Source organism: Sphingobium sp. SG1, assembly GCF_057063145.1.
The window spans coordinates 666,086-689,777 of sequence record NZ_JBVVOJ010000001.1; the positions used below are offsets into that span (position 1 = coordinate 666,086).

Consider the following 23,692-nt stretch of genomic DNA (forward strand, 5'->3'; position numbering starts at 1 on the left):
ATATTCCCAGTCTAAATAACGGATGAGAGAGTTGATCAACATCATGGAGCAGGCCGAAAGTTGGCCTAAGGTCATCGCTGGTTGGGAACTGGCCCAGCGCATTTCCAGAGAAGACATCCATCACACCCCGGAGGATTTTTCTCACGGGGACATTTATGCTAACATTGCCGCATTCGATCGCTATGACCTTCAGGAAATTTCCGTTGCGTCAATCAAGCGCGGCATTTTCACCATCCATGACAATCTGGTCTCTGATTATGCCGCCCGCGACCCTCTGGGTGCTCCGCCAGTAATTTTCGATCCAACCCATGGCTACCTCATCGACGGCAACCACAGGCTGGAAGCGGCCGTTGCTCGCGGCGACGAAACCATATTGGCCTATGTCGGCGATGCTACTTCATATCACGCGCCAGAAGATGAAGACGACGACGGTGAATGGTCACCGGGAGATGACTGGTAATCAGGCGAAGCGGTTACGGATGAGCCGCTCGATCGCCGCGACATCGAATTTGTCCGCCGGAAACGGCAATGACGACAGTGTCTCGTCAAACGAATGACCGGACAGGGTTTCAAGCGCCTTCCTGCCCACTGACAGATCGGCGGAGTTGCCCAGTGCCATCAGGAGATAGGCGATACTCTCGTTTCCGTGCGTGAGTGGCTTTCCGCCTGAAATTGCCTTGCGCAGGACCGGCCTCCAATTATCCGGGATGTAGAAACTCACTGCGTCCATAGAGTAGCCCGGCACCGCGTCTCTCATGTTGCTCGCGTCGCCGTTGATGAGGTTGGCCGCTGCATTGAACATTGCGGCTTTACGTTCGGCTGCGCGGCTCTTCGGGTCGCCCATAGGCGTGACCGGGCCAGACATGCGTTCAAGCCAATATGTCGCCGCCTTGCGATAATAATGCCGAACCTGCTCCGGGGTGAGCCTTTTGTAAGCGGCGAAGCGCTTCATCACTTCATCGGCATATTCCTTCGCGGAATCAAAATCAGTCGGATTGTGCTCTTCGATATGATGGAACCACGCGGCATCGATTTCCATCGGGTCGGTGTGATAGTCACTGTCGTCGCGGTTGAAATAATATTTCGAGAATGTCGTGCGCTGCAAATAATGGCGGAGTTCGTGAACCAATGTCGACTTGACGCTCCGAATGCTGCCATCCGGGCGGCGCGCCATATTTTGTGGATTGGTATAATCGCCCTCATCACTACCCGTTATGGTCTTCAGGAAGAGATAGATCGCAGAGGTCATGTTGCGGTTCTGTGCGCTGAAGGCACCTGCTGCGCTAGTGATCGTCTCGTTGTCCACGACGATCTTCATGTCCTTCAGGAAACGAAAAGCATCGCGATATTTCTCCGGGAAGCGTTTGCCCATTTCGACAAAGCGCTCATCATCATCCCATGAGAATGAAACAGTCGCGGACGTTCCAGAACGCACAGTGGGTAATTTTCTGATGATGTAATCGGCGAGTTCACCAAGCAGGTCTGAATTGATGGTGGCTTCGAGAAGATGATGGAGACGCATGGTATATTTATCTCCGATCGCCTTTGGCATAAATATGAGATGCGCAACTTCATCGACATCGTCCGAAGCCATCATTATGCCGAGAGCCTGATGGAAGCCCCCATTGATCCAGAGCGCGCCGCACGCGCTGCCCAGATGGGTTTCGACACCAGCCGGGTATGGTATCATGGCACGCCCGCAGGCGAGATCGCCGAATTCGACCCGTCGCGAACCCCAGATGAACGCCTTGCCTATGGCAAGGGAGTCTATGTCAGTGCTGATCCCGTTGCAGCAAGCGGCTATAGCCGCCCCGGAGCCTCGTGGGGTAACGATACCGACGATGCCCAGCCCACGGTCTATCCGGTCTTCATACGCTCTCAACACCCCTTCGATCTCGATAAACTTTATCCCAACGCTGAGGTGAAGCGCATCCTCTTTCATTGTTTTGGAGAAGGGATCAACCACCTCCCTCTGTGGCGCGAGCTTATGCAGGATATGGGACATCGCCTAGACGATGATGACGACGATGATAACTACGAACCGGATGAAGAGCAGGAACTGGAGTGGAAGTTGGAGGAACTATCCACTGCCGACAGCATCTCTGACGTTGACCCGGATGATTATGAAGAAGGTGAGGACGACCCCGAATATCTGGAAGATGTCCGCCATTCAATCGATCTGGAAATCAAGCAGATCACTCGTCAGCTTGGCTTTGTTCGCCAGCGCCGCGAAGAGGAAGAAGCAATCCATAAAAAGGGTCTCGAAAGCGGCCGTATCGGTGGAGCTTATGGGCGCGATATCTACAAGGCCATGTGGACGAACACCTCCGAATATCATGACTGGAAAGCAGAGAGCAGCCTGATCGGCGGCGAAACGGAGGTGTTCCAGTTCAAGACCTTCGCCAACGAATGGTTGGAGGAACTGGGGTATGATTCCATTGTCCATGTCGACGGGTATAATCCCGGCGCGGCAAAGGTGTCGCATAATGTCACGATCCTGTTCCGGCCCAATCAGGTTCGCAGTGTCTTCGCCAAGTTCGATGACAGTAAGGCCAATAGCAATCAGGTGAGCGACTAATGCGCAACTTTATCAACATCGTCTCGGAGAAATATCTCCCTACCACTGGAGCGGCCAACGACGCTGCCCTTATCGATCTCCTCGCCCCTGCCGGGAAAAGCGCGGCGATCGGGCAGGAGAAAGGCGAAATCAAGCCCAATGGCATATCGAGGCTGGTCAGCGCCTATGGATCGACCCGCTATGTGTTCAGCGAGAATGGGAAACCCCTGAGCGTTCTCCAGATCATGAGCCGTGATGGCGAGCATGGCGTGATCGCCAACGTCTATACGGTGCCGGAAGCGCGCCGCCGTCATCTCGCCTTCGCCCTCATCACGATGGCCAAGCGGGACTTCAAGACCATTGAGCACAATGATGATCTGACCCATGATGGCGCGGCATGGGCGAGTGCGGTTGAAGAAGGCAGAGAGCCTGAAATCCGACCTCAGGTGGCTTGAAGCACCTGAACCACGCATGGGAGAGGCTTCGTGATCCGCACGAACACCTCGCCCTGATGTGACCAATCTTCCCACTGACTGTGCAGGCTACCCACGCCGGGCATCTGTGCCTTGGCTGCCATCGTCGCGCAGAGCGTGAAAAACAGCGGTCCTGACACCGAGATCGGTCTTCTGTTCGACGAAGCGGATGACGCCCACGACCGGATAGGCGATATGCCTGTTATCCGACGACTCCAGAGTGACCAGCATCGAGAACCACGAAATCCCCGCACCGGCGATCTGATGGTTCTTCATGCTGGCGTAGAACGCCGCCTTACGGTCACTGATCATGCGGTTGGCACCGTCGGACATAACGCGAATACCCATAAATTGGAGGGAGGTTTACGCAGCCTTACTTTTCGCCAGCGCAGCCTTCGACAGAACCGGAAAGCTCCAGCCGACCGCCACATTTTCGTTCCAGCCCACTGCATTGCCATTGGCAAGCTCATACCAGAACACGACATTGCGATGCGTGCCGGGCCACCGCTTTCCGCCCTCATACACATCATGGCGAGCAACAACCTCGACGTCGCGCAAGCGATATGCGGGGGTATCGACGTAACTGGCGAATTCGCGCGGAAGCACATCCTTGAGCGTTTCGCGTGCTTCCTGCGCTTGTTCGATATCTTCGGTCGTCATTATTTTCTCCGTGGTTAAAAAGTCTCTATACCACTTTTTATTAGGCGTCAACTATTCCGATCAGGAAATACCCAGATGCTCTTTCAGAGCCTTGGCGCGTGCCTTGCTGGCGAACGAAACCAGCGATCGTGCGGTGCCATCGTGGGTCGACCGGTAGAAGAAGAAGCGGACGTCGCCCTCGGGCAAAAACATCCAGTCGTAGCGCTTTCCATCGGAAAAGACTGCCTCGCCACTGCGCGGCTTCATATTCGCACCAGTGGTGCCCTCGATCCGCACGTTCTCGACCTTCATGACAGTTTCCTCTATCAAATTCCCTACCTCTTTATACTACTTTTTATGACCTGACAATATGGTACCGAACCTCCAGATCGAATAAATATTGCATGCGTTATCATCAGATCATCGAAGCCTCCATGCCCTACGGGCGCACCAACGATATGACCGGCATGACCTTCGGATTCGAGTCCGAGATCATCGCGAGGAGCAGCACGTTCACTGAAGAGGTGGACTGGTGGGACTTAGACGATGAAAACATCCCCGATGCATTCGACGTCGATCACGAGATTTTCAATACTGAATATCAGGAATGGCAGAAAGATGGCCATGAGGATGGATCGGTTCGGGATTGGATCGATGATATCGGCGCAGCCGCGTGGTGGGAACTGGTTCGCGCGGATGGCGGCTATGAATATGTCCTGTCCGATGGCGAGATCAAACGGCGTCTCCCATGGAGTCAGGCCGTCGATTTCTTTGTCGAAGACATTCAAGAGGGGTTGGATATACCGCGCATTCGTTACTCATATGAGGAAGAACAGCCGATCGAGAATAAGGATTACTCGAACTGGCACCTCGAATCCGATGGCAGCGTTCATGGTGAGCTAAACGATCTCGCCTTCGAACTCATTTCCCCAGTGTTCCATTCCTACGATGAGTTCGCCATGACACTCCGCCAGTGGCTGGAGTGGTTCCCAGAGCACTATGGAACCGGCATTTATACCAACCGCACGACCGGCCTTCACATCAACATCGGGATGCCCGATGCGGCAAATAAAATCGATCCGCTCAAGCTGCTGCTTTTTTCGGGTGAGAAATGGATCACCAAGCATTGGCGCGATGAGGGCAACGGTTACACTGATGAACTGCTGCCCAAGCTGAACGCTCAGGGCCTTCCTCGCTCGATCGAGGACGCCAGCGCGATCGCCCGCACGTTCATCGAGAACCTCAATGAGAAGAGCTTCGCGATCAATTTCCTCACGCTGATCAACCGGGGATATGTCGAGTTCCGGCCGATCGGCAACGCAGGTTACGAAACCAAGATCGACCAGATTTTCCAGCACATCGGTCTGTTCGTCCAGATGATCCATATCGCCTCTGATCCCAATCTCTATCGCCGCGAATATGCGACGAAGTTGGCTAAGCTGATCGGTGGCCCGGTCGACACGGTGAGCCCCACGATGACCACGCCTGAGCGCACGGTGAAGAAGTGGATCGATAGCCTGAACTATCGCGAGGCTGATCGGATGAAGGTGTTGAACGCTCAGGGGAAAATCGTGATCAGCCCCGACACCCTGCTCATGTTCATCGCCTCAGAGGAGACGCGGTCACAGGGAGCGCGCCCTATCCCCGATACGGTCCTACGTATCCTCATCCGGGCAAGCGGTATGACGCCGGATAGCTGGCACCACCTGCGGATTGACTATGAGCACAATCTGCCATGGCAGTTCAGGCCAGAAGGTTGGGAAGCTGTGAAGCGTGTGCTGGACCCGTTACTGGGTCAGTAAGGTGCAAGTCGGTGGGGTTAAACCGGCACCATGTGCCATTCGGGATTGGGACGAAGGCGAGAAATGACTTCCTCGCGTTTCAGTTGAATGATAAATACGCCATATGCGTATCCATGAAATTCTTGATGACACCCTCACTTGGCGTCGTGATCTCACTCTTGAGGAAGAGATCGCTCAGCATGGGGATGTCATTTTTGAAATGGCCAACCTTGCGCCCGACCAGACCGGTATCAAAGGCGTGATTTTCATATCGACCGCGATGGCATCACACGGACCGCGCGTGAAATTCTTCGTCAAAACCGGCCGAAACCAGCCCAGCTTTTCAGTCGCGATCGCGGACGATCCTCAGGTAGTGGCGAATAGCCTCCCCGCCAAAACCGTCCGCGAATATGCGCCACAGGTTATCGAATGGGTCCGGATCAACCAGCAGGCTCTTCTCAAATTCTGGAATGAAGGCGAGGAGTGGATGCACGCCGACGTGAACAAGTTCATCGCCGGACTGGTCCGAATATAGAGATTGATGGTGGGCGCGGTGGGGATCGAACCCACGGTGTGATCGTTAGTCAGTAGAGCGTTTTAAGTGCCCCGCGTTTCAGCCTCTTCGCCACGCGCCCAAATTAATCTGCGTAAGGACCGCACTCGGTCAAACGGTCAACCACATCACTGATGCGGTCATCGACAAATTCAACAATCAGATTGAATAGCCGGTCGGCAGCCTCTGCGTCATCGGTGAGAGCACTGATCGAAGCCTTGAGTTCCTGTTCGGTCGCCAGTTTCTGCCGGTAGGTCTTGTAGCTCATGTTGTGATTTCTACGGAATACCGATCATGGAAATCAATAATTGCGAGTTCTTCGGCCGTGACGGGACTCGAACCCGCACGGAATTATTCCACGTCACAAGGACGCACCTATGGGTTCACCCACAAGCAACCAATTTGGGTCAGTAGCGTCTTCCGATTCCGCCACACGACCGAAGAATAGCATATCCGGTTCTACCGGAAAATCAGAGGTGGTGTTCTGACCAGTAGGCTGATCAACGGCTTACCACCCAATCCGCAGCGGCCGTAGCCGTGAGGGAGCAACTAACCCCTCCACGGCTCGACGTCAATATTAGTCGTAGAGGCCGTCAAGATGATCGCGAAGAATTTCGACGAACGCATCCACTCCAGTGATGAGGGTCCACTTTGCGCTGCCCGTAAGATTGACGGCCAGCCCCCTGCCCTCGGCATCATCACGGAAGTTGATCCGGCTGCCGAGACCGTGATCTTCGAACTGAAGCTCAGCGTAGAAATCAACCAGCGCATTCGGTCGATAGTTCGGCTCGGTCAAAATCTTCGCCACCACGCCGTGCTTGGTCTTAAGCTCAGCGACCACGGAATTCAGGAAATTGAGTGCCGCAAGACGGTCTTGGCTCGACTTCGCCAGAAAAGCTTCGCGCTTGGCATTCAGGTCATCATTCAACATAAAACCTCCCTTGTCATGACGTTAGACGCCAATGTGGGGAGCCCAATATGTTGGATCAAGCCCGCTACTTGATCACACCCTCTTCGCGCAAAACCTCCCGCACGACCTTCTCTTGTGAGCACCTGCTCTGATCGTCGGAGCAAGGTGCTACCGCCGACAACACGGCATCAAGGATGATGCAGACTGCGAACAAAATCCCGCAGACCCACATCATCACTTCATTCATATCACGCTTCACGCAGCTTCACTCCTAGCCGCACGCCATGGTGGCATATTCGTCGATGCTCATATCGTGGATATAGGCATAGCGCGGCTGGCCACCGTCACGCTTACGAAACTCTACCCGGAGGAGCCTCCCTTCAAGGTGAAGGATATGCTCGCGCACGACCAGCATGTCATCGGTGTCGATCACCGCGCCTACCGCAGCACCGCCGGGTAGATCGGAAAGGTTCACTTGGATTTTCATGTCATTCGCCCTCCGGATCGTAATAGAAATCCGGGTCCTGACCAGTTTCGAAGTGCATCACGAGGTCCATGTCGCCATCCGACCATGCCTGACGATATTCCGCCCACTTTTCGGCCGTGGCAGCATAGAGGTCACCAGATTCAGTAGTGCCGTGGATGTATTTCTTGTCGCTCATATGGTCTCTTTCAAATGTCAGAGAGACCATGAGGAACTCGATATTGCGGGGTCAATATTTTACGACTGTGACTGGTCGCCCGGCTCTGGCTTTTTGGATGCCTCTTCTTCCCGTTTTGTGGTCAACTCAGCCTCAATTCTCGACACGCGCGTTTTGAACAAGGGGTTTAGAACTTTGCCGGGTGGCTTCACCTTTTCGAAATCGTAATGGTCGCGAACCCCGAGAAAGACGACGGCCTCTTCATACTGAGCAGCAAAAAGCACGACGCGTGATCGCGGACTGTCGAGATGGAAGTGCATATAACCATCGTCTTGAAGTAACTGGTCGACATTCTGACCAAGTTTACTACGATAATATCGGCGTGGGATGGTCTCCCCCTTTTCGATACATTCCTTGAGGAACGTCAGGGAAACCACATGTTGCGGCGTCAAACGGATGCTACTCGTCATCCCTTCGGCGAAAACTTCCTTAGGGACAGGCTCTATTGTTTCTAAGCGCATTCTCATGCGCTTACTTATTCCGGCGAGTTACTATTCGACGTCTACTCCGAAATAACCGGGATCGAAGCAAAAAACTTCATCGTGTCCTTACGGTTCATCCCGGTCAGCCGCACACCCCCTTTGGGGTTCGCATCCGCTGCCGCACCCGCCTTTGCAAGGCTCCTACGAACTTTCGACAAATGCATCTCATATGCCTGCTCACCCGAAGCAGGCTCATCGTCGACGTCTTGCGCGCGTGTTGCTTCCGCCATGACAGCCTCCTTCTGCTTCACCGCATCGTAGCTGATAAAGTCAGAATTTTCAAGAATTGTTCCCATTGCAGGGTCGATGTCTATGATGCGCATACCCTATTTAGCAGGGCTTGTTCAGCCTTTGCTCATCATCAACGAGAAATCAAAGTTTCCGTTCGCGAACCTTCATCATAGCGTGCTGATAAGCCAGTGCGAGCCCGACCGTCTGCGTCTTCTCCCCACCATCGCGATGGATGGCATTGATGAGATCGAGGAGCATGATGTGCTCCATTTGCCACTGACCATAAGTGGGCGTGCGCCCGGCGCTATCGGCCAGCACCGCAGCAACGCGATCTGCCATCTGGTAGGCAATCGCACGGCGCATATGCGTAGGCTCAGCCTCAGGAAGAAACGCATCTGGACGGAAAGCATAGGGATCGATCGCTTCTGCCAACTGCTCCCGCAGACCCATGCGCACAGGTTCCTTGGGAGGCGACGCTTCCTCTGCCCACATGCGCTCATTCTCGCGGATTTCCTCTTCCGTGAACGGATGACCCCACGAACTGGTGAAACGGTGTGCGAAACGATCGCTGAATTTCTTCTCAGCGGGCGTCAATGAAGTGTCAATGAGATCGAAATGCTTGAAGAATGCCACAGCATCGCTCTGTAGCATCAACGCGGAATAAACTGCCTGTCTGCCGAGAATAAAATGAGGAGAGACCCATGTTTCGCCAACAGGATAGGACTCGGCCACAGCAGCCAAATAGTCGTTGATCTCATCGATGCGCGCCACAGCCGCCGCATCAGACGTTTCCCGCAACACCACTTTGCACAGACCATCGTCGTATAATTTCACGTCCATCATATCGCTCCATCGAATTGGAGACCGACTATCTGGACGGACCACCAGCGGTCAATTTATACAAAGGCACATGGACTAAATATCCCATGCGCATCCATGACCTCTTCAACCTGAATGAAGCAAGCCGACCCAACGACATGCTGGAGATCACCACCCGACTGGCGCGCGGAGGATGGCATCCCATCGACGAAGGAAGCTACGCTACCATCTTCGCAAAAGAAGGCGTGGATTATGTCCTGAAAACCTTCGAGGTCGATGACGCCGGATACGCCGAGTTCGTCAAGCTGACGAAACGATTTCCCAATCCGCACTGGCCCAGATTTCGGGGACAACCCATGGAAATCAACGATGCGTTCTCAGCAATCCGAATGGAGAAACTGGAGCACCGAGACGGCACCCTCTCACACCTGTCGCCCTATTTCGCTATGAAACGCGGCGATGAAGTGTCGCTCGATACATATGGCGAACTCCGCGCTCTGCTCACCCAATATCCCGATCTGAAAATTGCCCTCGATCTGATCGAGGAACACCTACTCGGCCGCTTCATGCTCGACCTGCGGGCCGACAACACAATGCAACGAAGTGATGGAACGCCAGTGATCACCGATCCGGTCAGTCAGCAAGTTCTACGTTTTCTTCTGACATCATGCGCTTCTTAAAAAGTTATACCGCATTTAACTCAATAGCTTAAAATTAAGTCGATATTTTTGGTGCCCCAGATGGGAGTCGAACCCATAAAAACCACCGCTCTTGAGGCGGCCGACTGTTCCAGTTTGCCATAGGGTCACTGGGGCACAAAAATATGGTGCATCTACCCGGACTCGAACCGGGACGGGAGTTATCCCACGAGCCTCTCATGCTCGCGCGTGCTGCCAATTTCGCCATAGATGCATGACTGATCTGCTTTAATGGTGCCAGCGAGAGGACTTGAACCTCCATGATCTTTCGATCGCCGCATTCTGATCGCGGTGCGTGCTGCCAGTTTCGTCACGCTGGCATCATTAAAGCAGTAATGTCCAGTCTCTCCCGGTGTCACACCATTATGAAGGGCTCTTAAAAGCTTACCGGACACGGCCGTTGTGGAGCCTGTAAATCTCAATTTGATTTGGTGCTGCTAGCAGGCAGCGGACCTAAGCGAAAACTTGCATACTGATCTTCAGTTAGTTTTTAGCGAAAAAAGTAAACACTCATATCACCAGAATAAATACTGGATGATATTCCCTACAGATGAGCAAATCAACCATTCCAAGACTTGGACCGAACTTTATAAAAATCTCGGAATCAATCCTAGAAATAGCTCAGCATGTAAAGCGGTCCAAGCCGATGTTCGTGCACGCTTTCCAAATTGCCATCTTAATCGCTATCGCAACACCGGAAAATTCACCGATGATGAATTTTCTGAGCTTGTTAAGAACTCAAATTCCATTCGCGAAGTCATAATATCGGGCGGATGGAAAATGGCAGGTGGATCGTACAACATGATCCACGTCAGGATTAAGCGCCTTGGTCTTTCAATAGATCACATGAACGCCAAACAGGTTGCCAAAAGAACTCCGCGCATAAGACGTGATATTCAAGACTACCTTACCGAAAACTGCTTTGTTATCGGAAGCCACGATCTAAAAATAAGATTGATTAAAGAAGGAATCAAAGTCCATCAATGTGAGATATGCGGGGTGACTGAGTGGATGGGACGACCAACCCCAATTTGCTTGGACCACATCAATGGCAACCACCATGATAATAGAATCTTCAATCTACGTATACTTTGTCCAAATTGTCATGCCCAGACCGAAACTTTTTCAGGTAAAAACCGTCGCAAACCGCGAAATAAGTGCACACAGTGTGATGAACCCGTAAAGACTAACCGACAGGTCACATGTGGCTCAAGAGCGTGCGTATCAAAGCAACATTCAAAAACGCGCTCGTCCAACGATCAAACATCGAAAAGTAAACGTAAGCGGATAGAAGGTAGTTGCTTGGGTTGTGGTTCCCCTAAAAATAAGACTGCAAAGTATTGCTCCTATGAGTGCGCCAGCAAAGCCTCCCGCAAAATAGATTGGGATGCCGTTGACCTCATTGAGGAATTGAAGACAAAGAACTTTCTGCAACTTTCCCGTGAACTAGGCGTAAGCGACAATGCGATCCGGAAACAATTAAAGAAAGTGGTGGGCGTGGTCGGGATCGAACCGACAGTGTGATCGTTAATCCGTGCGGAATCCTAAATTCCGTGCGTTTCTTCCAGTTTCGCCACACGCCCGTGTGTTTTGAGGTTAATGAAAGGGTGCGTTCGGCAGGGCTCGAACCTGCAATGTGTTTCCACCACAGGAGCTTTCCTCCTGCGCGTATACCAATTCCGCCACGAACCGCACAACTTCAAGATAAGGCTGATCCCAGATCAGCTTATGAAATAGACATTAGATCGACCATCCAGATAAAGTCAAGCATGGCCACTAATCGTTACGCATTCTCCCGTTCCTATAGTCAAAAAATTCATGCGAAGAACAGAGCGCGTCAGCGCTACAATCTCGCATTGTCACCGGCCTTTGCCATTCGTCTTGCCGAGGCATTCCGCAATGGAAAAGGAACTGTCCTTGAACGTCAAGGGAAACGTTTCGTGGTCTATTCGATCGATCTCTCGATCGTTGACCCCGAACATGAGCCACGCACGGTCATAGCGGTCTATGACCGAAAGACCCGTAACATCGTGACGTTCCTTCCCGAGGATTGGACCCCGCAGAAAGGCAAGGCGCATCGCTATGAGATGAAACGTCTCTATGCCGAATGGCTCAATCCTTCTCTATCCATCACAGACGAGAAGAAATAATTGGTCCGGAGGGTGGGATTCGAACCCACGAAAATCTCTCGTTACCGAAACGAGCGAGGACGACCTGACTCCTCCACCTCCGGACAATGCTCACGGCTAGGTCGCGCATACTGGATTCGAACCAGTGAAATCTCCTGTCTCCCAGACAGGCGAGGACGACCTGACTCCTCTAATGCGCGACGTAACCGTGAACTGCTCACGGCTCTGTCGGGACGCGGGGACTCGAACCCCGACGATGTCCTCACTCCAGATGAGACGACCTATCCAATTGGTCCACATCCCGACAGAACCGTGAACTCGGCGGGACCCGCAGGCCCCGCCATTCACTTTCAACTTCACCAACGATGTCAAATAGCCCGGTTTACCAAATCGGAAATGAGTTCGCTGTAGACGAACCCTTTCCCTCAATCATAAACCGCCGCTCTTGTCCTATTCGGACATTTGCGGACATTATCCGGCCAAATCCGGCCATTATTTCAATCTCGAAAACGCCGGTTTTCCGCCGTTTTCTGGTAGTCTTGTCCTCGTATCCGGCCAAATCCGGTCATATTCGGACATTTGCGGACATTTGCGGACATTGCCTTGGTTCGATCACTCTGCTGTTGGCACCAGTGGGTTGCCGGATTGCTGAGGTCTTCGGAACTGCGGACAAAGAAAAACCCGCCAAGCTTGCGCCGGGCGGGTTGTGTAATCCCTTAGAAGAGTCGGGTGGTATTATCCTCCCGGAACGTCCTCCGCAGCACAACGCGCCCAGCCCCTAAGCAGGGGCAAGGTCGGCAGCAGTGGCAGAGGACGCGCGGCCACGAATGCCGCAGACATAGCAGCGATAACGCCAGCGGCGTTTCCTGCGATGATCATGGCGACAGTCTTGAACACGTTTCTTACTCCCTGAACCCGTGGCGGGCTCTTCATGCTTTTATTTATACAGAACGCTATTTTTAGAAGTCAATTAGAAAAATCACTCCGCAAATAATTGCCAGCCCATCTGCTGATCGTATGCAATCCATGCTTTGACGCCCGGATTGGCCTGTTGGAATATCGCTAGTTTCGTTTCAGCTACGGTCCGTGTCATTCGATCCTCGTTAATGGTCTGACGTAGAGATCGCATAAACGGAGGCGTTAGGCCATATCTACCGCGTCGACGAACTCATCCACATAGTCATAGTCGACCGAGAAACTATCCCCGACACGATATGCATGTGGGAATGTCTTTGCGACCATCTCTGCCTTCGCTCGATCGAGATCATGATCACCGATGATCTGCTCCAGAGTGAAATACCAACCGCCCTCTGGACGGTCATCGGCTTCCTCTTCGCCTTGATCATTCGGCTCTTGATCGATTGGGATACTGCGGCGTTCAAGGTCGGACGCTTGTCCATCGGCTCCATCGACGCTGTAGACCAAGCCTTCTTTCTGCATGCGTTCCCAGAAACCCAACGCTTCGGGAATGGCTTCCACCACAGCGATCGGCCGACCATACTTGCGGTCCAACCAAATCAACATATCACGCCCTCTTACGGTAGGGCTGCTGTGCATCGTCTGGATTGCGATATAGCCATTGTCGGTGGCCCAATAGCGTATATGGGCTTCGCCTTCTTCATCGAACGTTGCCCACAGCGCGTGAGGGACGTCCCCGTCATCCTCTACGATGTTGGGAGAAAGCTGGGCGGCTTCGAAAAGGGAAATCCATTGTCTCATGCCCTATTTATCGCAACCATCAACCATCCCGCATAGCCATCATCGTTTTCAGGACTTCCGGGAATTTCGATGCGAGCGTTTGTGCCCGATCGTTCTCGTATGGGTCGACGCCGATTGAATCTAGCAGCAGAGCGAATGTCGAGGTCAGCACGGTGGAATTGAAGGATGTCTCAACAGGTTTCATCCCGATCACGTAATCGATGGGATCGCGCCCCAGCGCAGTAACCACTCCCATGAAAACATCGGCGCTGATCCTCTTGTCCTTACCGTCGATGAAATTGCGGTAGAAGGACGCATTACGGCCGTTAGTAACGCGGAGAGAAAATTCCCGGCCGGAGGTTTGGCTGACGGCCGCAGTCATATCGGCCTTCAGTTTTTCCAGATCGATCGAAATTTCACTCACACGATTTATCCCTTTTGATCAGGGGCGTTCGTAAATCAGATCACCGTCCTCGTCGACCATCCAATCCACCAGTCCCTTTTCTACCATGCGCTCCCAGAACGCGTAGGAGGTTTCTCCGGGCTGTCCGGGATCATAGGCACCCAAGCGTGGGGTCTGGGTTTTGAGCCACTGTAGGGCGCGCTCAGCGTTCCCCTGCCCCATCGTCATCGAACTTATTTCGGTCACACCCAGCGTCTCTGCTGGATCGCCCAACAGGAGAGCGTGGACATCGAAACCGTGGAATTCCCATGCGTCTTCGCTGGCGTTGAATTCGAGCGTGGGCTCGTTGGCGCTCTCGAAGATGTCATTCGAAGGCCCAAACTCGCGCGCATGAACGCTTTTGATCTGGTTTGGATAGAATACTATCCATGAAGTCGACCCTGCATCTTCTTCGGCGTTTTCATACGTGATGCCATCATAGCCGTGTGCGATGTAGAGATTGCGAAAATCATCGACTGTGGCATTTTCTATGTATTGATCACAGAATGCCTCGTATTCATCCTGTGTGAGGAATGGCTCTCGGCAAGTTACACTGGATGGATCAATTGAATCGAACAACCATTCCGGCGTCCAGTCTGGGTGGTCGTACATATGAAGCGGGTTGGTGATCCGCAGATATACTTCCATGATCCCGCCACTTACGCCCCGTTGCGTAAGGCGATCCCGTGCAGCGTTTTTCGTTCCGAAATGATATCCCAGATCGCGTTTATCAAACACGCTGAAACTTGCTTCCGTGCCGTGATAGCAAACCAACGGGTCGCCTTTCTCGTCTACGACCTTTGAGCCTGTGAACCATTTGCGCAAGCGATCGGCCCGCTCTGCGTCATTGATGGGGCGGGTGATTTCGTTTTCAAATAGATCAATCCAGTTTCTCATACCTTATTTACCCACCGATCGGTCGAACCAAACCGCTGGCGAGGATACTGTCGATCACGGGAAAATAGTCCCGTGCGAACTGGGCGACGTCATCGTTATCGAGGCGCTGGTTGATCTGATCTTTCAGGTAGATGAGGTTCTGCCGGTCACAATATATGGCAACCAAACCCGCGAGTGTCATTTTTCCGATCGCCCGCTCTTCCTCCTCTCTCCCCTCTCCCCCGAGGGCGTCATCCTCGTGGTCAGAGAAATCGTCAAAGGCGACTATCTCATTGGTGATATGACTGCGATCGAACTCGAACACGCATCCGGTCAGGTTTGCGATATCGTCGAGATCGAACCATTCGATCACCTGTTCGAGGAAATTATCCCGCGTGCGCTGTTCAGCAAATTCTTTGGCCACTTTGAACGACCGCGTCATGCTGACGCCTACTGGTCCTGCATATTCTCTACCCTCATGATCAGGGTCGATTACGCCGCTTTTCCAAATCCCCAACAGGCTGTCGAGATCGGTACCGTGAAATAGCGTTTGGGTGGTTCCGAACGCCTGCTCCAGAAGGTTCATCCAATGTCGCATCACCAGATCACCTTTTCTGTCACGGTCGCGCTGGCGCAGAGATATTCGAACAGCGTTTGATCACCTGATGACTCGGCGTTCCAATAGGCCTGCGCGAGCTTTTCCACCGTGGTCTCGTCGGGTTCGTCGAAGCATTCGAGATAAAGCTGGGAATACCAGTGGAGGTTGGCCTTCCATACCGGGCCTTCTGGTATCACTGCATAGACGTAGTCATCGTAGCCACCCGCATAATCGATCTCGGATGGCGTCGCGACCATGAAGACGCTGTTACGGCGATTGGGTGCACCAGCCGGGCGATGGCGTTCGATTATCTCCTCGCACAGGAAATGAGCCTCCCGTTCGAATTCCTCCTCCCCTGCCCCGGACCCGGTCACATAACCATCGCTCTGAGGCTTGAGGACAAAGCCAATGGGGAAATTTTTCCGGGAGCCGTGGTATAGAGTGGGCGTCACGCTTTCCATGAGATTGATGAAATTCCGCATCGCCTATTTATTCGATAAATATAGCAATCGTGCCATGTGAGAGCCTATTATCGCTGGCATGTTTTCACCAATATTTTCCGCCATTGCTGATGGCGACGCGAAAGAATTTCGAGTTGTTAGGACGATCCCGGTATCAAATCCAAAGCTACCGGAGCCGTATCAGAACCTCACCTTGCGGCGCGAACCTTCGGAACCGGTCAGTCCTACGGACATATCGAATTATTACTCAAGCCGTTACATCGTGGCCCCTCCTCCGCCTGCACCCAGAGCGCGTCTAGTGGGCGTTGACGCCGTTCCCACGAAGGAAATTTCGTCAATCGAGGAAGCCGAGACGATGGTCCTTGAACTCGCGCTCAAGCAAACATCGCAAACATTTATACCACGATCGGCAACGTCCACTTTATGCGGAGATGGAACAACTCCGCTTCACGTTCTCATCACCCAATCGGCCAATCTCGTCTCGACACGATCACGCCGTGGCCCGGCCAACAACATATTCCTCCATCCGGACAACATCCCGTATCTCCGTGCGCATCACGGTTTCAAACTGAAAACCGATGATGAAATCGAGCGTGTAGGCCTTTGGGATTTCGCTGGGGTATTCCGTCTGGGGCCATCATGCGTCTCGATACGTGTGTTCACGCGTCCTGAGTTCACCAAAGACCGCATCGTCCTGATGTATAAGGGCTTTGAGACGGGCGATGGACCGGCCCAGTTGATCAACCGGGATGGCCGAACCTATATCGCGATGCTATCCGATATCGAGAACGCCATATCGGTTGCGACCGATTATGTGACGTCGATCATCATCCAGCGTTGACCCATCGTCGATAAATATCACATGCGATACTCTGACATCATTTCCACTCCGGCTCTATCTGAGCACACTGCGTCATCGATCTTGGTGCAGCAACCCCACGGCGATGACTCATATAGCTTTTACGAGCGCAAGGAGGAACGGTTGGGCGATCTGGTTTCGTTGTATCGTCAGGGGAAGCCCTGCCCTTGGCCGGTAGTTCCAGCAGCGCCTTTGTCTGCGATCTGGAAAGCGCATGCGCGCGACGGCTTCGTGCGCAACGAGAAGGGCTTGGACCGTATCGCAGAGACCTTTTATCAAAATATCGTTCAGCTACTGATCAACAACGAGATTTCCGGCCATGATACGATGCCGCCGGAAGACGTGTTGGAGGAGTGGTTCGAACCTGATGAGGTCGAGGCATTCGTCAGTTGGGCTATCGACTGGCCCGACGGCTGGCGTATCAGCGATTATGGGATCGACAAGCTGGTCCGCTACGCCATGTTGATGGGATCGTGCGAAACGGCTGAAGACAAACTGCTGGTATGCGACGCAATTTTGAACGTCACACACCAGCGTTCGGATTTGGCTTCGTGGTTTGTGCAGGGTGGTTCTGCCACGCTTAGCGCCCTTTCGGGGACTGTCTAATCAGGCCGGTTATCCGTTTCAATTAGAAAGCGGTTGTCGTATCGATCTGCTTCCCAACGATCGATACGGGGCTCAGCCGTACCTTTGAAACAACGGCCGCCAAATAGGGCAAAAATCAAGCCCCGGTCCGCTGTTTTCTGCGTCATTTCAACCATAGTTTCGCCATCACTAATTGCGATGTGGAACTCATCCTCGCGATGCTTATTTCGATGTAATCTATATTGATACTCATTAGACCTACGAAAGGTCACCATATCACCTGACGTCATAGATCAGGCTCCTTAAGAGTAGGCGTCAAGCTAGCCGGTTCGATGATCTCGCACCAATCCTCGAAATCATTCTTACCCCCACCACTAAATTGGAGTTCCCCATCCTTGAGTTCGATCGTGAACTCATGTGGGCCTCCCCATTCCCGTTCATCGAACCGGAGGCGGTCGCCGATACAGATTTGGTTTCCATGGCGGTCGATAGCACCGATCGGGGTACCGCGCAGGCTGGCCTGAATTTGAGCACGCAAAGCGTCGTTCTCTGCGCGGAGGGCATCGAATGCAGCCACAATGGATTCTCGTGCATCGAGTGCATTCTTTTCCAGCCGGTGGAGACTGCGCTCATGTTCGGCTTGCGGCATGACCGGCGGCATTTCTTCGAACATGGCATAGCGGCTGACGGCGGCCCCCAAGTTTAGGATAAGCTCGCTGACATCTTCCTTTGACGGGACCTTGATGAGCCTCGCCATTGCAGGGAATTTGTTGCGCATCACCTCGACGTCATTTGCACTGAGGTCGATTTCAACGAACTGCTCACCACGCCCGTTTCGATAGACAAAGTTTTCGGCGAATTTCGTTATGATGCGAATGCGGTCGCCACTCTCGCCGACGCGGTCGAGGCCAACTACACTACTCGTGGGGGTGAACCAATCATCCATTGATCTGGGCTTTCTTGTTTTCGGCGGATTGCAGGCGGAGGACGAGGTCCCAGTGGTCGGGCCATTTGCCATCCCGTTTCCACGGCTCGACCTTCATTTCCCCGCACAGGTTGGAATAGCGAGCATAAAGCTGATCGACGATAGCACGCTCATGGGCTCGGTCCTTGGTTTTGTTCGACACGACATACGTGGCGGTCAAGTTCAGAAGAACTAAGAACCCAATCGGAGGGAGGAAGAGCATGATGACATGCCCCCAGAAAAGATCAGCTTCAGAGGTGGCGGGGTCGATTATCCGGTTGGTCATCGCGTAGATCATCGCCAGCACTGCACCCACACTGAGCCAACATATGAAAAATGTCGTCCAACTCATTTCTTAACCTCGTCGAGCATCAGGATGAGTTCATAGTGATCGAACCAGTCGGACGATCGCGGCTTCACCTTCACGTCGTGAAGCTGACACAATTCCACGTATCGATCGTAGATCAGGCCGGTGACGCGCTTTTCTGGAGCGGCATCACGCATGCGCCTACGACGCTTGCGTATCGCGCTCAAAAAGTCGTGGATCATGCTTGGGATGATGAGGAACCACATGATCACAGCCAGCGCCATGACACCGATATGCGACGCATCGTGACTGGGATTGTCCTCTTCAAAAATCGCATCGAAAATCGAATAGGCGATCGCCGTCACGATCCCAATAACGAGATAGAGAATAGCGAACCGCATTACTTCTTCCTCATATAATCGACTATGTCGAGGATAATCGCGGTGAAAAACAAAGGCGGCACGGCGTAACAAAACAGCGCATCCTGAACGAAATTATGCTCTTCGTGAGCATATACCCAAGGAAGTGCTATTACGTATAGCAGCGTGGTGGCGGTCCCAGCGATGACCCACCAGAGCAGAAACATCTCCATCAAATCTATCCTTTCAAATCGCTTTCCAGATAACTGAAATACGGGCTGGGAATCAAATTACTTGCACTGTTGCCACTTCATCCCTATACCACTTTTTATTAGGGAGATTTCAGATGTCGGGTATTCTCGTTGTGAGTGGAAATGATCGCTTCGTCCTGTATCGCAGGGATGATGCCTGTGGGGCATTTCCCCTTCCCGGTGGGTTCACCGAAGAGGATGTTGCGCCGGTGGAGGAAGCGATCAAAACGATCCTGCCCGACGCTGACATCCGGCTGATCGATGAACTCGAACTACTCAGCCAGCGTGAGCAACAGAAACTCTCGATCTACAGTCTCGATGATCACGAACTGAAGTGCATCGAACCCGTGGTGGTTCGGGAGCCTCGGCCGTTCAACGATCATCCCCGTTCGCTGCGGGAGACCCGCCGCAATCAGCGTCAACGCTAATCACAAGGTAGCCATCATGACCGACGACGAAATCATCTATCATCCGCGATACTATGCCACGACCATCGACATGCAGGGATATGAGAACACGGCTAACGTGGGCCGCTATCCCTCCGACAGCACGTCGATGATCGAGCATCGCGACAATGCCATGGCGGCATGGGATAAAATCAAGAGCGAAATCGGCCGGACCTATCTCCACGCTTTCCTCTACGTCTGCGCAGGACACAACCTCAATCGCGACGAGTGGCACCAGCTTGCCTCTGCCTAGCTGGCAGAGGCATCACTGTCGTAGATGATCCCACCACCATTGCAGGGCGGACAACCCAGTCCGTCCTCGCTCCAACCAGTTCCGGCGCAGGGCTCGCACACGGTGGAATTGGCGACCGACTGGTAGGCTTCCCACGCGGCTACATCACCCGCCGTGATACGAACTTCGTCGGTATCGTGGTCCCAACCGGCAAAATTACTGAAACCGGGTAGCTTGATCTCCACCTGCTGCTCCAGATAAGGCCAACCCTTGCACTTTACCTCAACAGCATCGGGCCAACGTTCCTGAGCACGCTCGACCAGAGTTTCGGCCTTCACGTCATGGTAGGCGACCCGCTCATAATGAGCGGACTGACACGCGATCGTGCAATACACGATGTCGTTGCCCTCAAAGACATAGGCGTCGGTATTGAGCAGCGGGCGAGCTTCTGCGATGTCGAGAAGCGATCGACGTCGATGCTCAACTGCTTTGGGTTCGCGCGCGAGCATCTCCCACTTATATTCCGGCGATGAAGGATCATTCACCGGAGGGAGGGACAGCTTGCGGTCGATGTCTTCCAGTTCGACCCGTGCCTCGGCGCGTTCGCGGGCATCTTCCTTGATGTGATCGAGATCATAGGCGATCTCATCATCGGCATCGAAGCTGATGCGACACTCGCAGTTATGACATTCGAACCACCAACCGTCATGCAGGCGAGCCTTTGCCGGGACCCGACCGGTCTTGGCATAGACGTCGAAAATCTTCTTCCGGATCACCGTCACCTCTTCGGGTGGGCAGTCGATCCGTTTGGCATGAAGTTCGCGAGCCTTCTTCTTGGAGCCTGCGAAAACGATGGCGTCTTCCTGTTCGTCGTAGCCCCGATAGGAGCAATAGAAGGCGCGGCCTGTCATTCGAACTCAGCCTTGAGCGCGAGATATTCCTGATACCGCACGTTGCGCGCGTGATCAGCCTCCACTTCTTCTTCTTCTTCTTTTTCGGCCTCGTCGCGCTCGGCTTCCCATTCTTCAAGGTCAACAAAACCCTCAATGCTGACGATCGCGATCGTTTTTGGATCACGATCCTCGGAACCGGGCCACATACCGTATTCGGTTTCGAGTTTGGTTTTGATTTCATCGACGGCATCGTCGAAATTGGTCGAACTGAGCGGGATCATCTTCTCCCCGCATCGGATCGAATAATCGCAACCCTCGCCGTGCTGGCGAACGACCGCAGCCCAAATTTTCATCATCAAATCCACTTCATCAAATTACGGTCAGCGATCAACGGGCGAAACGAACGTCCTTGATCGAAAAATCGGGATTCTCACGCGCCTCACGAATGAGCCACTGCACCCGCTCACGATTGTAGATGCCACTGACCCGCTCGCAGGAGCAGTTGGGCCAAGCACACTCGTAGGTGTCCGGCGCTACCTTGGTCTCCGTCTGGTGACGCAGTTCCTTGGGCGACATGTAAATGGGCTGGCCGGTGCCTGCGCGATGCTCTGCATAGGCCGCCAGTTCCTGCATCGCCGCAATGCCCTCACAGGGCGGCGAGAATTTGTTGAAGAATGTTGGCATCAAATATCACCACTTGTAATTTTCACACTCTCTTCGGGGACCCAGCGGCCACTGACCTTCACCTGACACCGGTGAGAAAGCAGTTCGGAGTCGGCATCCTGCTTGAATGAAATGACGCGATGCTCGTAGCCGCTGTCGCCCCAGTTGATCTGGCAGTGCTGCTCTTCTCGCTCCCGGCTCTGCTCGTTCCACTCGCTGACCTTGCCACAGCCGCTCAGCAGAGTGAGCACCAGCATCGCCATAAGGGTGATCTTCATGATCTTGAGCAATCCAGCCATTACGCGCGCTCCTTGCACCATCGTCAGTCTTCGAGCCTGATCGAGGCAACGAATTCCTCGCTCAAGATGATCTCCTGCTGCTTCGCGCGGCGGGCTTCCATTGCGATGACGTCGAAGGCGCTCAGGGTGTCACCAAACGATCGCACCTGCGGTCCCAAGCGAGTGTTGGGGTATTCGAGGATACGTGGATGTGTCTTCGGCGCTGGGCGCATGCCCCGGCCGACTTTCTGATAGTCGCTCATATCGTTCTACTCAAATAGCTTCAGATCATACACCTGATCGCCGATCCTGACCCGGAGGGAGAGGACGCCACCAAGCGCCGCGATATAGTCTTGGATCGCCCGGATATGACGATCACGGTGGTTCTCCAGCCTGCGGATGACGGAGACGCTGACGCCCAATGTTTCGGCCAGATCGGCTTGCGTGATCCCCGTGTTCAGCCGGAGTTCGCGAAGGGTGACGGTGGGAACTGAGGGTGTCGGATACCACCCATAGGGTCCACAGTCGCAATCGCTTGCAATTTGATCCAGATGCCAACTGCACTGGGAATGATGATGTTCGGGCCGCTTGCCCGATGCGCCGGGATCAATCATCCACGGACACAGTGACTTCTACGATCTCGACACTGTCGAAACCATACATGCGATTGACCGCATGTTCCCGAGCGACCTCTTCAGGACGATCGGACCCATGGCCATCAAATTCAACCCGGTAGTCGACGGTGATGTATGCGGTCTTTCTCATACCCCTGTTGTAACGAAGGGCATGGGGGCGATTTCAATATAAAACGATCAGATAAATATCGGATGCGAAGCTGGATATCCCTGTGCGAGAATTTTGAAGCCCATCCGTTTGACGAGTTCTTTCACGCCTCGCGTGAGCCTCTCAAAATCGGCACCGTTCTTGAATATCGTGGCGGGTCTGGAATGGACCTTGAAGTGGAGGAAATTCTTGAACGCTTTCGGCCCGCTCATTGCCGGTCGCGTAAATGCGTATATCTGGTCAATGACCTGAGTGCTCTCGACACCGTGGTGGCCTATTACAACCATCTCTATATCGTCGAGCCAGAAAGCGACCTCGAACGCTACGACGCCGTTTGGCTCAACCGCATATGGTCAGGCTTGGCAGCGCAGGACAACGGCGAAGAGTTCTCCGACGAAGAGCAGCGCCGCATTGCTCTGGGCTACTGGTCGGGAGCCCCCTGCCCCCGTATCATAGGCGAAGACGTGGCATGGGAGTTCCTTTGTGACGCCGCGACAATCGTCGAGGAAATCGAAGAATAATCAGGCCGCGCGAGGACCGGTCAGCGGCGTCCATTCCGCCACATGCTTGGCGCGGTCCCAATTTGGCGTATGGAGCTTCATACGCTCATCCCCTGCCGGATCAGACACCCACATCACCGACTTTTCCCCATCACGCGAGACCCGATAGCCATATTTTCGTAGGTCTTTGTGGTCGATCTGGTAGCCGTCCACTTTCCACGGTTGCTGATTGTGCTCGATCGACTTCGGCGTGGTGAACCGTGTTCCCACTTCAAAAGGCAGTTTCCCTTCCTCGCGCAGACGTGGGATCATTTCGTTCCATACGTCTTGGATCAGCTTTGCGCGCTCGGCAACCCGCCCCATGAAATCGCCATGGAAGGCATTGAGCTTTTCAAGCTCACGAAGTGCAGGGATGCTGTTGGGGTCGATCCCCATCTGACGGGCCTGATTGACCAGATCGACGTTCCGGCCCTCTACGATGTTAATGAGATCACGAATTTTCATGCTCTATTTATACAAAAAGG

The 23,692-nt window shown here is 53.4% G+C and carries 42 protein-coding genes and 10 tRNA genes; 13 read left to right on the forward strand and 39 right to left on the reverse strand.

Annotated features, from left to right (window positions below):
• The first annotated feature begins 31 nt into the window (after window positions 1-31).
• Complete coding sequence (locus tag AC0KVN_RS04425) at window positions 32-460, forward strand: hypothetical protein (RefSeq protein ID WP_483655923.1); 429 nt, start codon at window positions 32-34, stop codon at window positions 458-460.
• On the opposite strand, the gene AC0KVN_RS04430 is transcribed toward AC0KVN_RS04425, so the two are convergent.
• Window positions 461-1,597, reverse strand: a complete 1,137-nt coding sequence (locus AC0KVN_RS04430) for a hypothetical protein (protein ID WP_483655924.1) — start codon at window positions 1,595-1,597, stop codon at window positions 461-463.
• On the opposite strand from AC0KVN_RS04430, the gene AC0KVN_RS04435 reads away from it, so the two are divergent.
• Together AC0KVN_RS04435 and AC0KVN_RS04440 are read left to right on the forward strand one after the other, a co-directional pair.
• A complete protein-coding gene (locus AC0KVN_RS04435) occupies window positions 1,562-2,578 on the forward strand; it encodes an ADP-ribosyltransferase-containing protein (RefSeq protein ID WP_483655925.1) in 1,017 nt (338 codons plus the stop codon). The genes AC0KVN_RS04430 and AC0KVN_RS04435 overlap by 36 nt on opposite strands.
• The gene (locus AC0KVN_RS04440; protein WP_483655926.1) at window positions 2,578-3,012 is read left to right on the forward strand and encodes a GNAT family N-acetyltransferase; all 435 of its coding nucleotides are present in this window, start codon (window positions 2,578-2,580) and stop codon (window positions 3,010-3,012) included. Before AC0KVN_RS04435 ends, AC0KVN_RS04440 begins: the two co-directional genes overlap by 1 nt.
• Before the next feature lie 87 nt (window positions 3,013-3,099).
• Here AC0KVN_RS04440 and AC0KVN_RS04445 read toward each other — a convergent pair whose 3' ends face one another.
• The 3 genes from AC0KVN_RS04445 to AC0KVN_RS04455 are packed head-to-tail and all read right to left on the reverse strand — an operon-like array spanning window position 3,100 to window position 3,981.
• Entirely contained in the window at window positions 3,100-3,363 is a 264-nt protein-coding gene (locus tag AC0KVN_RS04445; protein WP_483655927.1) for a hypothetical protein, read from the reverse strand.
• A 30-nt stretch (window positions 3,364-3,393) separates the two neighbouring features.
• Window positions 3,394-3,690, reverse strand: a complete 297-nt coding sequence (locus tag AC0KVN_RS04450) for a hypothetical protein (protein WP_483655928.1) — start codon at window positions 3,688-3,690, stop codon at window positions 3,394-3,396.
• Between the two features lie 60 nt (window positions 3,691-3,750).
• Window positions 3,751-3,981 (reverse strand): hypothetical protein, encoded by a 231-nt coding sequence (locus AC0KVN_RS04455; RefSeq protein WP_483655929.1) that lies wholly within the window; start codon window positions 3,979-3,981, stop codon window positions 3,751-3,753.
• A gap of 92 nt (window positions 3,982-4,073) precedes the next feature.
• Between AC0KVN_RS04455 and AC0KVN_RS04460 the strand changes: the two genes are divergently transcribed.
• Both AC0KVN_RS04460 and AC0KVN_RS04465 read left to right on the forward strand, forming a co-directional pair.
• Window positions 4,074-5,471: an amidoligase family protein gene (locus AC0KVN_RS04460; RefSeq protein WP_483655930.1), complete on the forward strand. Its 1,398-nt coding sequence runs from the start codon at window positions 4,074-4,076 to the stop codon at window positions 5,469-5,471.
• A gap of 103 nt (window positions 5,472-5,574) precedes the next feature.
• Entirely contained in the window at window positions 5,575-5,985 is a 411-nt protein-coding gene (locus AC0KVN_RS04465; RefSeq protein ID WP_483655931.1) for a hypothetical protein, read from the forward strand.
• Between the two features lie 7 nt (window positions 5,986-5,992).
• Here the strand turns inward: AC0KVN_RS04465 and AC0KVN_RS04470 are convergent.
• From AC0KVN_RS04470 to AC0KVN_RS04510, 9 genes are all read right to left on the reverse strand, one after another.
• Window positions 5,993-6,085 (reverse strand) — tRNA-Leu (locus tag AC0KVN_RS04470).
• Between the two features lie 3 nt (window positions 6,086-6,088).
• Window positions 6,089-6,271, reverse strand: coding sequence for a hypothetical protein (locus AC0KVN_RS04475; protein ID WP_483655932.1), 183 nt, complete (start codon window positions 6,269-6,271; stop codon window positions 6,089-6,091).
• Between the two features lie 52 nt (window positions 6,272-6,323).
• A tRNA-OTHER gene (locus tag AC0KVN_RS04480) sits at window positions 6,324-6,442 on the reverse strand.
• A 138-nt stretch (window positions 6,443-6,580) separates the two neighbouring features.
• Window positions 6,581-6,934 carry a hypothetical protein gene (locus AC0KVN_RS04485; protein ID WP_483655933.1) on the reverse strand — a complete coding sequence of 118 codons (354 nt, stop codon included), beginning with the start codon at window positions 6,932-6,934 and terminating at the stop codon, window positions 6,581-6,583.
• Between the two features lie 250 nt (window positions 6,935-7,184).
• Window positions 7,185-7,400 (reverse strand): hypothetical protein, encoded by a 216-nt coding sequence (locus AC0KVN_RS04490; protein ID WP_483655934.1) that lies wholly within the window; start codon window positions 7,398-7,400, stop codon window positions 7,185-7,187.
• A 1-nt stretch (window position 7,401) separates the two neighbouring features.
• Window positions 7,402-7,575: a hypothetical protein gene (locus tag AC0KVN_RS04495; protein ID WP_483655935.1), complete on the reverse strand. Its 174-nt coding sequence runs from the start codon at window positions 7,573-7,575 to the stop codon at window positions 7,402-7,404.
• A 59-nt stretch (window positions 7,576-7,634) separates the two neighbouring features.
• Window positions 7,635-8,075 (reverse strand): hypothetical protein, encoded by a 441-nt coding sequence (locus tag AC0KVN_RS04500; protein ID WP_483655936.1) that lies wholly within the window; start codon window positions 8,073-8,075, stop codon window positions 7,635-7,637.
• Between the two features lie 41 nt (window positions 8,076-8,116).
• Window positions 8,117-8,419, reverse strand: a complete 303-nt coding sequence (locus AC0KVN_RS04505) for a hypothetical protein (protein WP_483655937.1) — start codon at window positions 8,417-8,419, stop codon at window positions 8,117-8,119.
• A 49-nt stretch (window positions 8,420-8,468) separates the two neighbouring features.
• The gene (locus AC0KVN_RS04510; RefSeq protein WP_483655938.1) at window positions 8,469-9,170 is read right to left on the reverse strand and encodes a hypothetical protein; all 702 of its coding nucleotides are present in this window, start codon (window positions 9,168-9,170) and stop codon (window positions 8,469-8,471) included.
• An 83-nt stretch (window positions 9,171-9,253) separates the two neighbouring features.
• Between AC0KVN_RS04510 and AC0KVN_RS04515 the strand changes: the two genes are divergently transcribed.
• Window positions 9,254-9,826, forward strand: a complete 573-nt coding sequence (locus tag AC0KVN_RS04515) for a hypothetical protein (RefSeq protein WP_483655939.1) — start codon at window positions 9,254-9,256, stop codon at window positions 9,824-9,826.
• Window positions 9,827-9,875: 49 nt separating this feature from the next.
• Here the strand turns inward: AC0KVN_RS04515 and AC0KVN_RS04520 are convergent.
• The 3 genes from AC0KVN_RS04520 to AC0KVN_RS04530 all read right to left on the reverse strand — a co-directional run bounded on the left by AC0KVN_RS04520 (window position 9,876) and on the right by AC0KVN_RS04530 (window position 10,164).
• A tRNA-Leu gene (locus AC0KVN_RS04520) sits at window positions 9,876-9,961 on the reverse strand.
• A gap of 9 nt (window positions 9,962-9,970) precedes the next feature.
• A tRNA-Leu gene (locus AC0KVN_RS04525) sits at window positions 9,971-10,058 on the reverse strand.
• A gap of 18 nt (window positions 10,059-10,076) precedes the next feature.
• Window positions 10,077-10,164 (reverse strand) — tRNA-Leu (locus AC0KVN_RS04530).
• Between the two features lie 145 nt (window positions 10,165-10,309).
• Between AC0KVN_RS04530 and AC0KVN_RS04535 the strand changes: the two genes are divergently transcribed.
• Window positions 10,310-11,368: an HNH endonuclease signature motif containing protein gene (locus AC0KVN_RS04535; protein WP_483655940.1), complete on the forward strand. Its 1,059-nt coding sequence runs from the start codon at window positions 10,310-10,312 to the stop codon at window positions 11,366-11,368.
• Here AC0KVN_RS04535 and AC0KVN_RS04540 read toward each other — a convergent pair.
• Together AC0KVN_RS04540 and AC0KVN_RS04545 are read right to left on the reverse strand one after the other, a co-directional pair.
• Window positions 11,334-11,427: transfer RNA gene (locus AC0KVN_RS04540), tRNA-Leu, on the reverse strand. The two genes, AC0KVN_RS04535 and AC0KVN_RS04540, sit on opposite strands and share 35 nt — an antisense overlap.
• A gap of 25 nt (window positions 11,428-11,452) precedes the next feature.
• Window positions 11,453-11,537: transfer RNA gene (locus AC0KVN_RS04545), tRNA-Phe, on the reverse strand.
• Between the two features lie 76 nt (window positions 11,538-11,613).
• Here AC0KVN_RS04545 and AC0KVN_RS04550 point away from each other — a divergent pair.
• Window positions 11,614-11,994, forward strand: a complete 381-nt coding sequence (locus tag AC0KVN_RS04550) for a hypothetical protein (protein WP_483655941.1) — start codon at window positions 11,614-11,616, stop codon at window positions 11,992-11,994.
• 1 nt (window position 11,995) lies between these two features.
• On the opposite strand, the gene AC0KVN_RS04555 is transcribed toward AC0KVN_RS04550, so the two are convergent.
• From AC0KVN_RS04555 to AC0KVN_RS04590, 8 genes are all read right to left on the reverse strand, one after another.
• A tRNA-Pro gene (locus AC0KVN_RS04555) sits at window positions 11,996-12,077 on the reverse strand.
• Window positions 12,078-12,095: 18 nt separating this feature from the next.
• Window positions 12,096-12,173, reverse strand: a tRNA-Pro gene (locus AC0KVN_RS04560).
• A 28-nt stretch (window positions 12,174-12,201) separates the two neighbouring features.
• Window positions 12,202-12,277 (reverse strand) — tRNA-Pro (locus AC0KVN_RS04565).
• A gap of 836 nt (window positions 12,278-13,113) precedes the next feature.
• Window positions 13,114-13,692, reverse strand: coding sequence for a hypothetical protein (locus AC0KVN_RS04570; RefSeq protein WP_483655942.1), 579 nt, complete (start codon window positions 13,690-13,692; stop codon window positions 13,114-13,116).
• A gap of 19 nt (window positions 13,693-13,711) precedes the next feature.
• Window positions 13,712-14,095, reverse strand: a complete 384-nt coding sequence (locus tag AC0KVN_RS04575) for a hypothetical protein (protein WP_483655943.1) — start codon at window positions 14,093-14,095, stop codon at window positions 13,712-13,714.
• An 18-nt stretch (window positions 14,096-14,113) separates the two neighbouring features.
• Window positions 14,114-15,010, reverse strand: coding sequence for an ADP-ribosyltransferase-containing protein (locus tag AC0KVN_RS04580; RefSeq protein WP_483655944.1), 897 nt, complete (start codon window positions 15,008-15,010; stop codon window positions 14,114-14,116).
• A 7-nt stretch (window positions 15,011-15,017) separates the two neighbouring features.
• Window positions 15,018-15,575: a hypothetical protein gene (locus AC0KVN_RS04585; protein WP_483655945.1), complete on the reverse strand. Its 558-nt coding sequence runs from the start codon at window positions 15,573-15,575 to the stop codon at window positions 15,018-15,020.
• A gap of 11 nt (window positions 15,576-15,586) precedes the next feature.
• Window positions 15,587-16,069: a hypothetical protein gene (locus AC0KVN_RS04590; protein ID WP_483655946.1), complete on the reverse strand. Its 483-nt coding sequence runs from the start codon at window positions 16,067-16,069 to the stop codon at window positions 15,587-15,589.
• Between the two features lie 334 nt (window positions 16,070-16,403).
• Here AC0KVN_RS04590 and AC0KVN_RS04595 point away from each other — a divergent pair, with 334 nt between their 5' ends.
• Both AC0KVN_RS04595 and AC0KVN_RS04600 read left to right on the forward strand, forming a co-directional pair.
• Entirely contained in the window at window positions 16,404-16,889 is a 486-nt protein-coding gene (locus tag AC0KVN_RS04595) for a hypothetical protein (RefSeq protein WP_483655947.1), read from the forward strand.
• Between the two features lie 141 nt (window positions 16,890-17,030).
• Complete coding sequence (locus AC0KVN_RS04600; protein WP_483655948.1) at window positions 17,031-17,513, forward strand: hypothetical protein; 483 nt, start codon at window positions 17,031-17,033, stop codon at window positions 17,511-17,513.
• Here AC0KVN_RS04600 and AC0KVN_RS04605 read toward each other — a convergent pair.
• The 5 genes from AC0KVN_RS04605 to AC0KVN_RS04625 are packed head-to-tail and all read right to left on the reverse strand — an operon-like array spanning window position 17,510 to window position 19,355.
• Window positions 17,510-17,782: a hypothetical protein gene (locus tag AC0KVN_RS04605; protein WP_483655949.1), complete on the reverse strand. Its 273-nt coding sequence runs from the start codon at window positions 17,780-17,782 to the stop codon at window positions 17,510-17,512. The genes AC0KVN_RS04600 and AC0KVN_RS04605 overlap by 4 nt on opposite strands.
• Window positions 17,779-18,438, reverse strand: coding sequence for a hypothetical protein (locus AC0KVN_RS04610; protein ID WP_483655950.1), 660 nt, complete (start codon window positions 18,436-18,438; stop codon window positions 17,779-17,781). Before AC0KVN_RS04610 ends, AC0KVN_RS04605 begins: the two co-directional genes overlap by 4 nt.
• Entirely contained in the window at window positions 18,431-18,763 is a 333-nt protein-coding gene (locus AC0KVN_RS04615) for a hypothetical protein (protein ID WP_483655951.1), read from the reverse strand. Before AC0KVN_RS04615 ends, AC0KVN_RS04610 begins: the two co-directional genes overlap by 8 nt.
• 41 nt (window positions 18,764-18,804) lie before the next feature.
• Entirely contained in the window at window positions 18,805-19,164 is a 360-nt protein-coding gene (locus AC0KVN_RS04620) for a hypothetical protein (protein WP_483655952.1), read from the reverse strand.
• The gene (locus tag AC0KVN_RS04625; protein WP_483655953.1) at window positions 19,164-19,355 is read right to left on the reverse strand and encodes a hypothetical protein; all 192 of its coding nucleotides are present in this window, start codon (window positions 19,353-19,355) and stop codon (window positions 19,164-19,166) included. Before AC0KVN_RS04625 ends, AC0KVN_RS04620 begins: the two co-directional genes overlap by 1 nt.
• A gap of 113 nt (window positions 19,356-19,468) precedes the next feature.
• On the opposite strand from AC0KVN_RS04625, the gene AC0KVN_RS04630 reads away from it, so the two are divergent.
• Together AC0KVN_RS04630 and AC0KVN_RS04635 are read left to right on the forward strand one after the other, a co-directional pair.
• The gene (locus tag AC0KVN_RS04630; protein WP_483655954.1) at window positions 19,469-19,801 is read left to right on the forward strand and encodes a hypothetical protein; all 333 of its coding nucleotides are present in this window, start codon (window positions 19,469-19,471) and stop codon (window positions 19,799-19,801) included.
• A gap of 16 nt (window positions 19,802-19,817) precedes the next feature.
• On the forward strand, window positions 19,818-20,072 hold the full coding sequence (locus AC0KVN_RS04635; protein ID WP_483655955.1) for a hypothetical protein: 255 nt from the start codon (window positions 19,818-19,820) through the stop codon (window positions 20,070-20,072).
• Here AC0KVN_RS04635 and AC0KVN_RS04640 read toward each other — a convergent pair.
• The 7 genes from AC0KVN_RS04640 to AC0KVN_RS04670 are packed head-to-tail and all read right to left on the reverse strand — an operon-like array spanning window position 20,069 to window position 22,650.
• Entirely contained in the window at window positions 20,069-20,962 is an 894-nt protein-coding gene (locus AC0KVN_RS04640; protein WP_483655956.1) for a hypothetical protein, read from the reverse strand. The two genes, AC0KVN_RS04635 and AC0KVN_RS04640, sit on opposite strands and share 4 nt — an antisense overlap.
• Entirely contained in the window at window positions 20,959-21,300 is a 342-nt protein-coding gene (locus tag AC0KVN_RS04645; RefSeq protein WP_483655957.1) for a hypothetical protein, read from the reverse strand. Before AC0KVN_RS04645 ends, AC0KVN_RS04640 begins: the two co-directional genes overlap by 4 nt.
• Window positions 21,301-21,331: 31 nt before the next feature.
• Window positions 21,332-21,628 carry a hypothetical protein gene (locus AC0KVN_RS04650; RefSeq protein ID WP_483655958.1) on the reverse strand — a complete coding sequence of 99 codons (297 nt, stop codon included), beginning with the start codon at window positions 21,626-21,628 and terminating at the stop codon, window positions 21,332-21,334.
• Window positions 21,628-21,906, reverse strand: coding sequence for a hypothetical protein (locus AC0KVN_RS04655; RefSeq protein WP_483655959.1), 279 nt, complete (start codon window positions 21,904-21,906; stop codon window positions 21,628-21,630). The genes AC0KVN_RS04650 and AC0KVN_RS04655 overlap by 1 nt, the downstream gene beginning before the upstream one ends.
• Before the next feature lie 23 nt (window positions 21,907-21,929).
• Window positions 21,930-22,148: a hypothetical protein gene (locus tag AC0KVN_RS04660; RefSeq protein WP_483655960.1), complete on the reverse strand. Its 219-nt coding sequence runs from the start codon at window positions 22,146-22,148 to the stop codon at window positions 21,930-21,932.
• 6 nt (window positions 22,149-22,154) lie between these two features.
• Window positions 22,155-22,499 (reverse strand): helix-turn-helix domain-containing protein, encoded by a 345-nt coding sequence (locus AC0KVN_RS04665; RefSeq protein ID WP_483655961.1) that lies wholly within the window; start codon window positions 22,497-22,499, stop codon window positions 22,155-22,157.
• On the reverse strand, window positions 22,492-22,650 hold the full coding sequence (locus tag AC0KVN_RS04670; protein WP_483655962.1) for a hypothetical protein: 159 nt from the start codon (window positions 22,648-22,650) through the stop codon (window positions 22,492-22,494). The genes AC0KVN_RS04665 and AC0KVN_RS04670 overlap by 8 nt, the downstream gene beginning before the upstream one ends.
• 62 nt (window positions 22,651-22,712) lie before the next feature.
• Between AC0KVN_RS04670 and AC0KVN_RS04675 the strand changes: the two genes are divergently transcribed.
• Complete coding sequence (locus AC0KVN_RS04675) at window positions 22,713-23,189, forward strand: hypothetical protein (RefSeq protein WP_483655963.1); 477 nt, start codon at window positions 22,713-22,715, stop codon at window positions 23,187-23,189.
• Here AC0KVN_RS04675 and AC0KVN_RS04680 read toward each other — a convergent pair whose 3' ends face one another.
• Window positions 23,190-23,672 (reverse strand): hypothetical protein, encoded by a 483-nt coding sequence (locus tag AC0KVN_RS04680; RefSeq protein ID WP_483655964.1) that lies wholly within the window; start codon window positions 23,670-23,672, stop codon window positions 23,190-23,192.
• Between the last annotated feature and the right edge of the window lie 20 nt (window positions 23,673-23,692).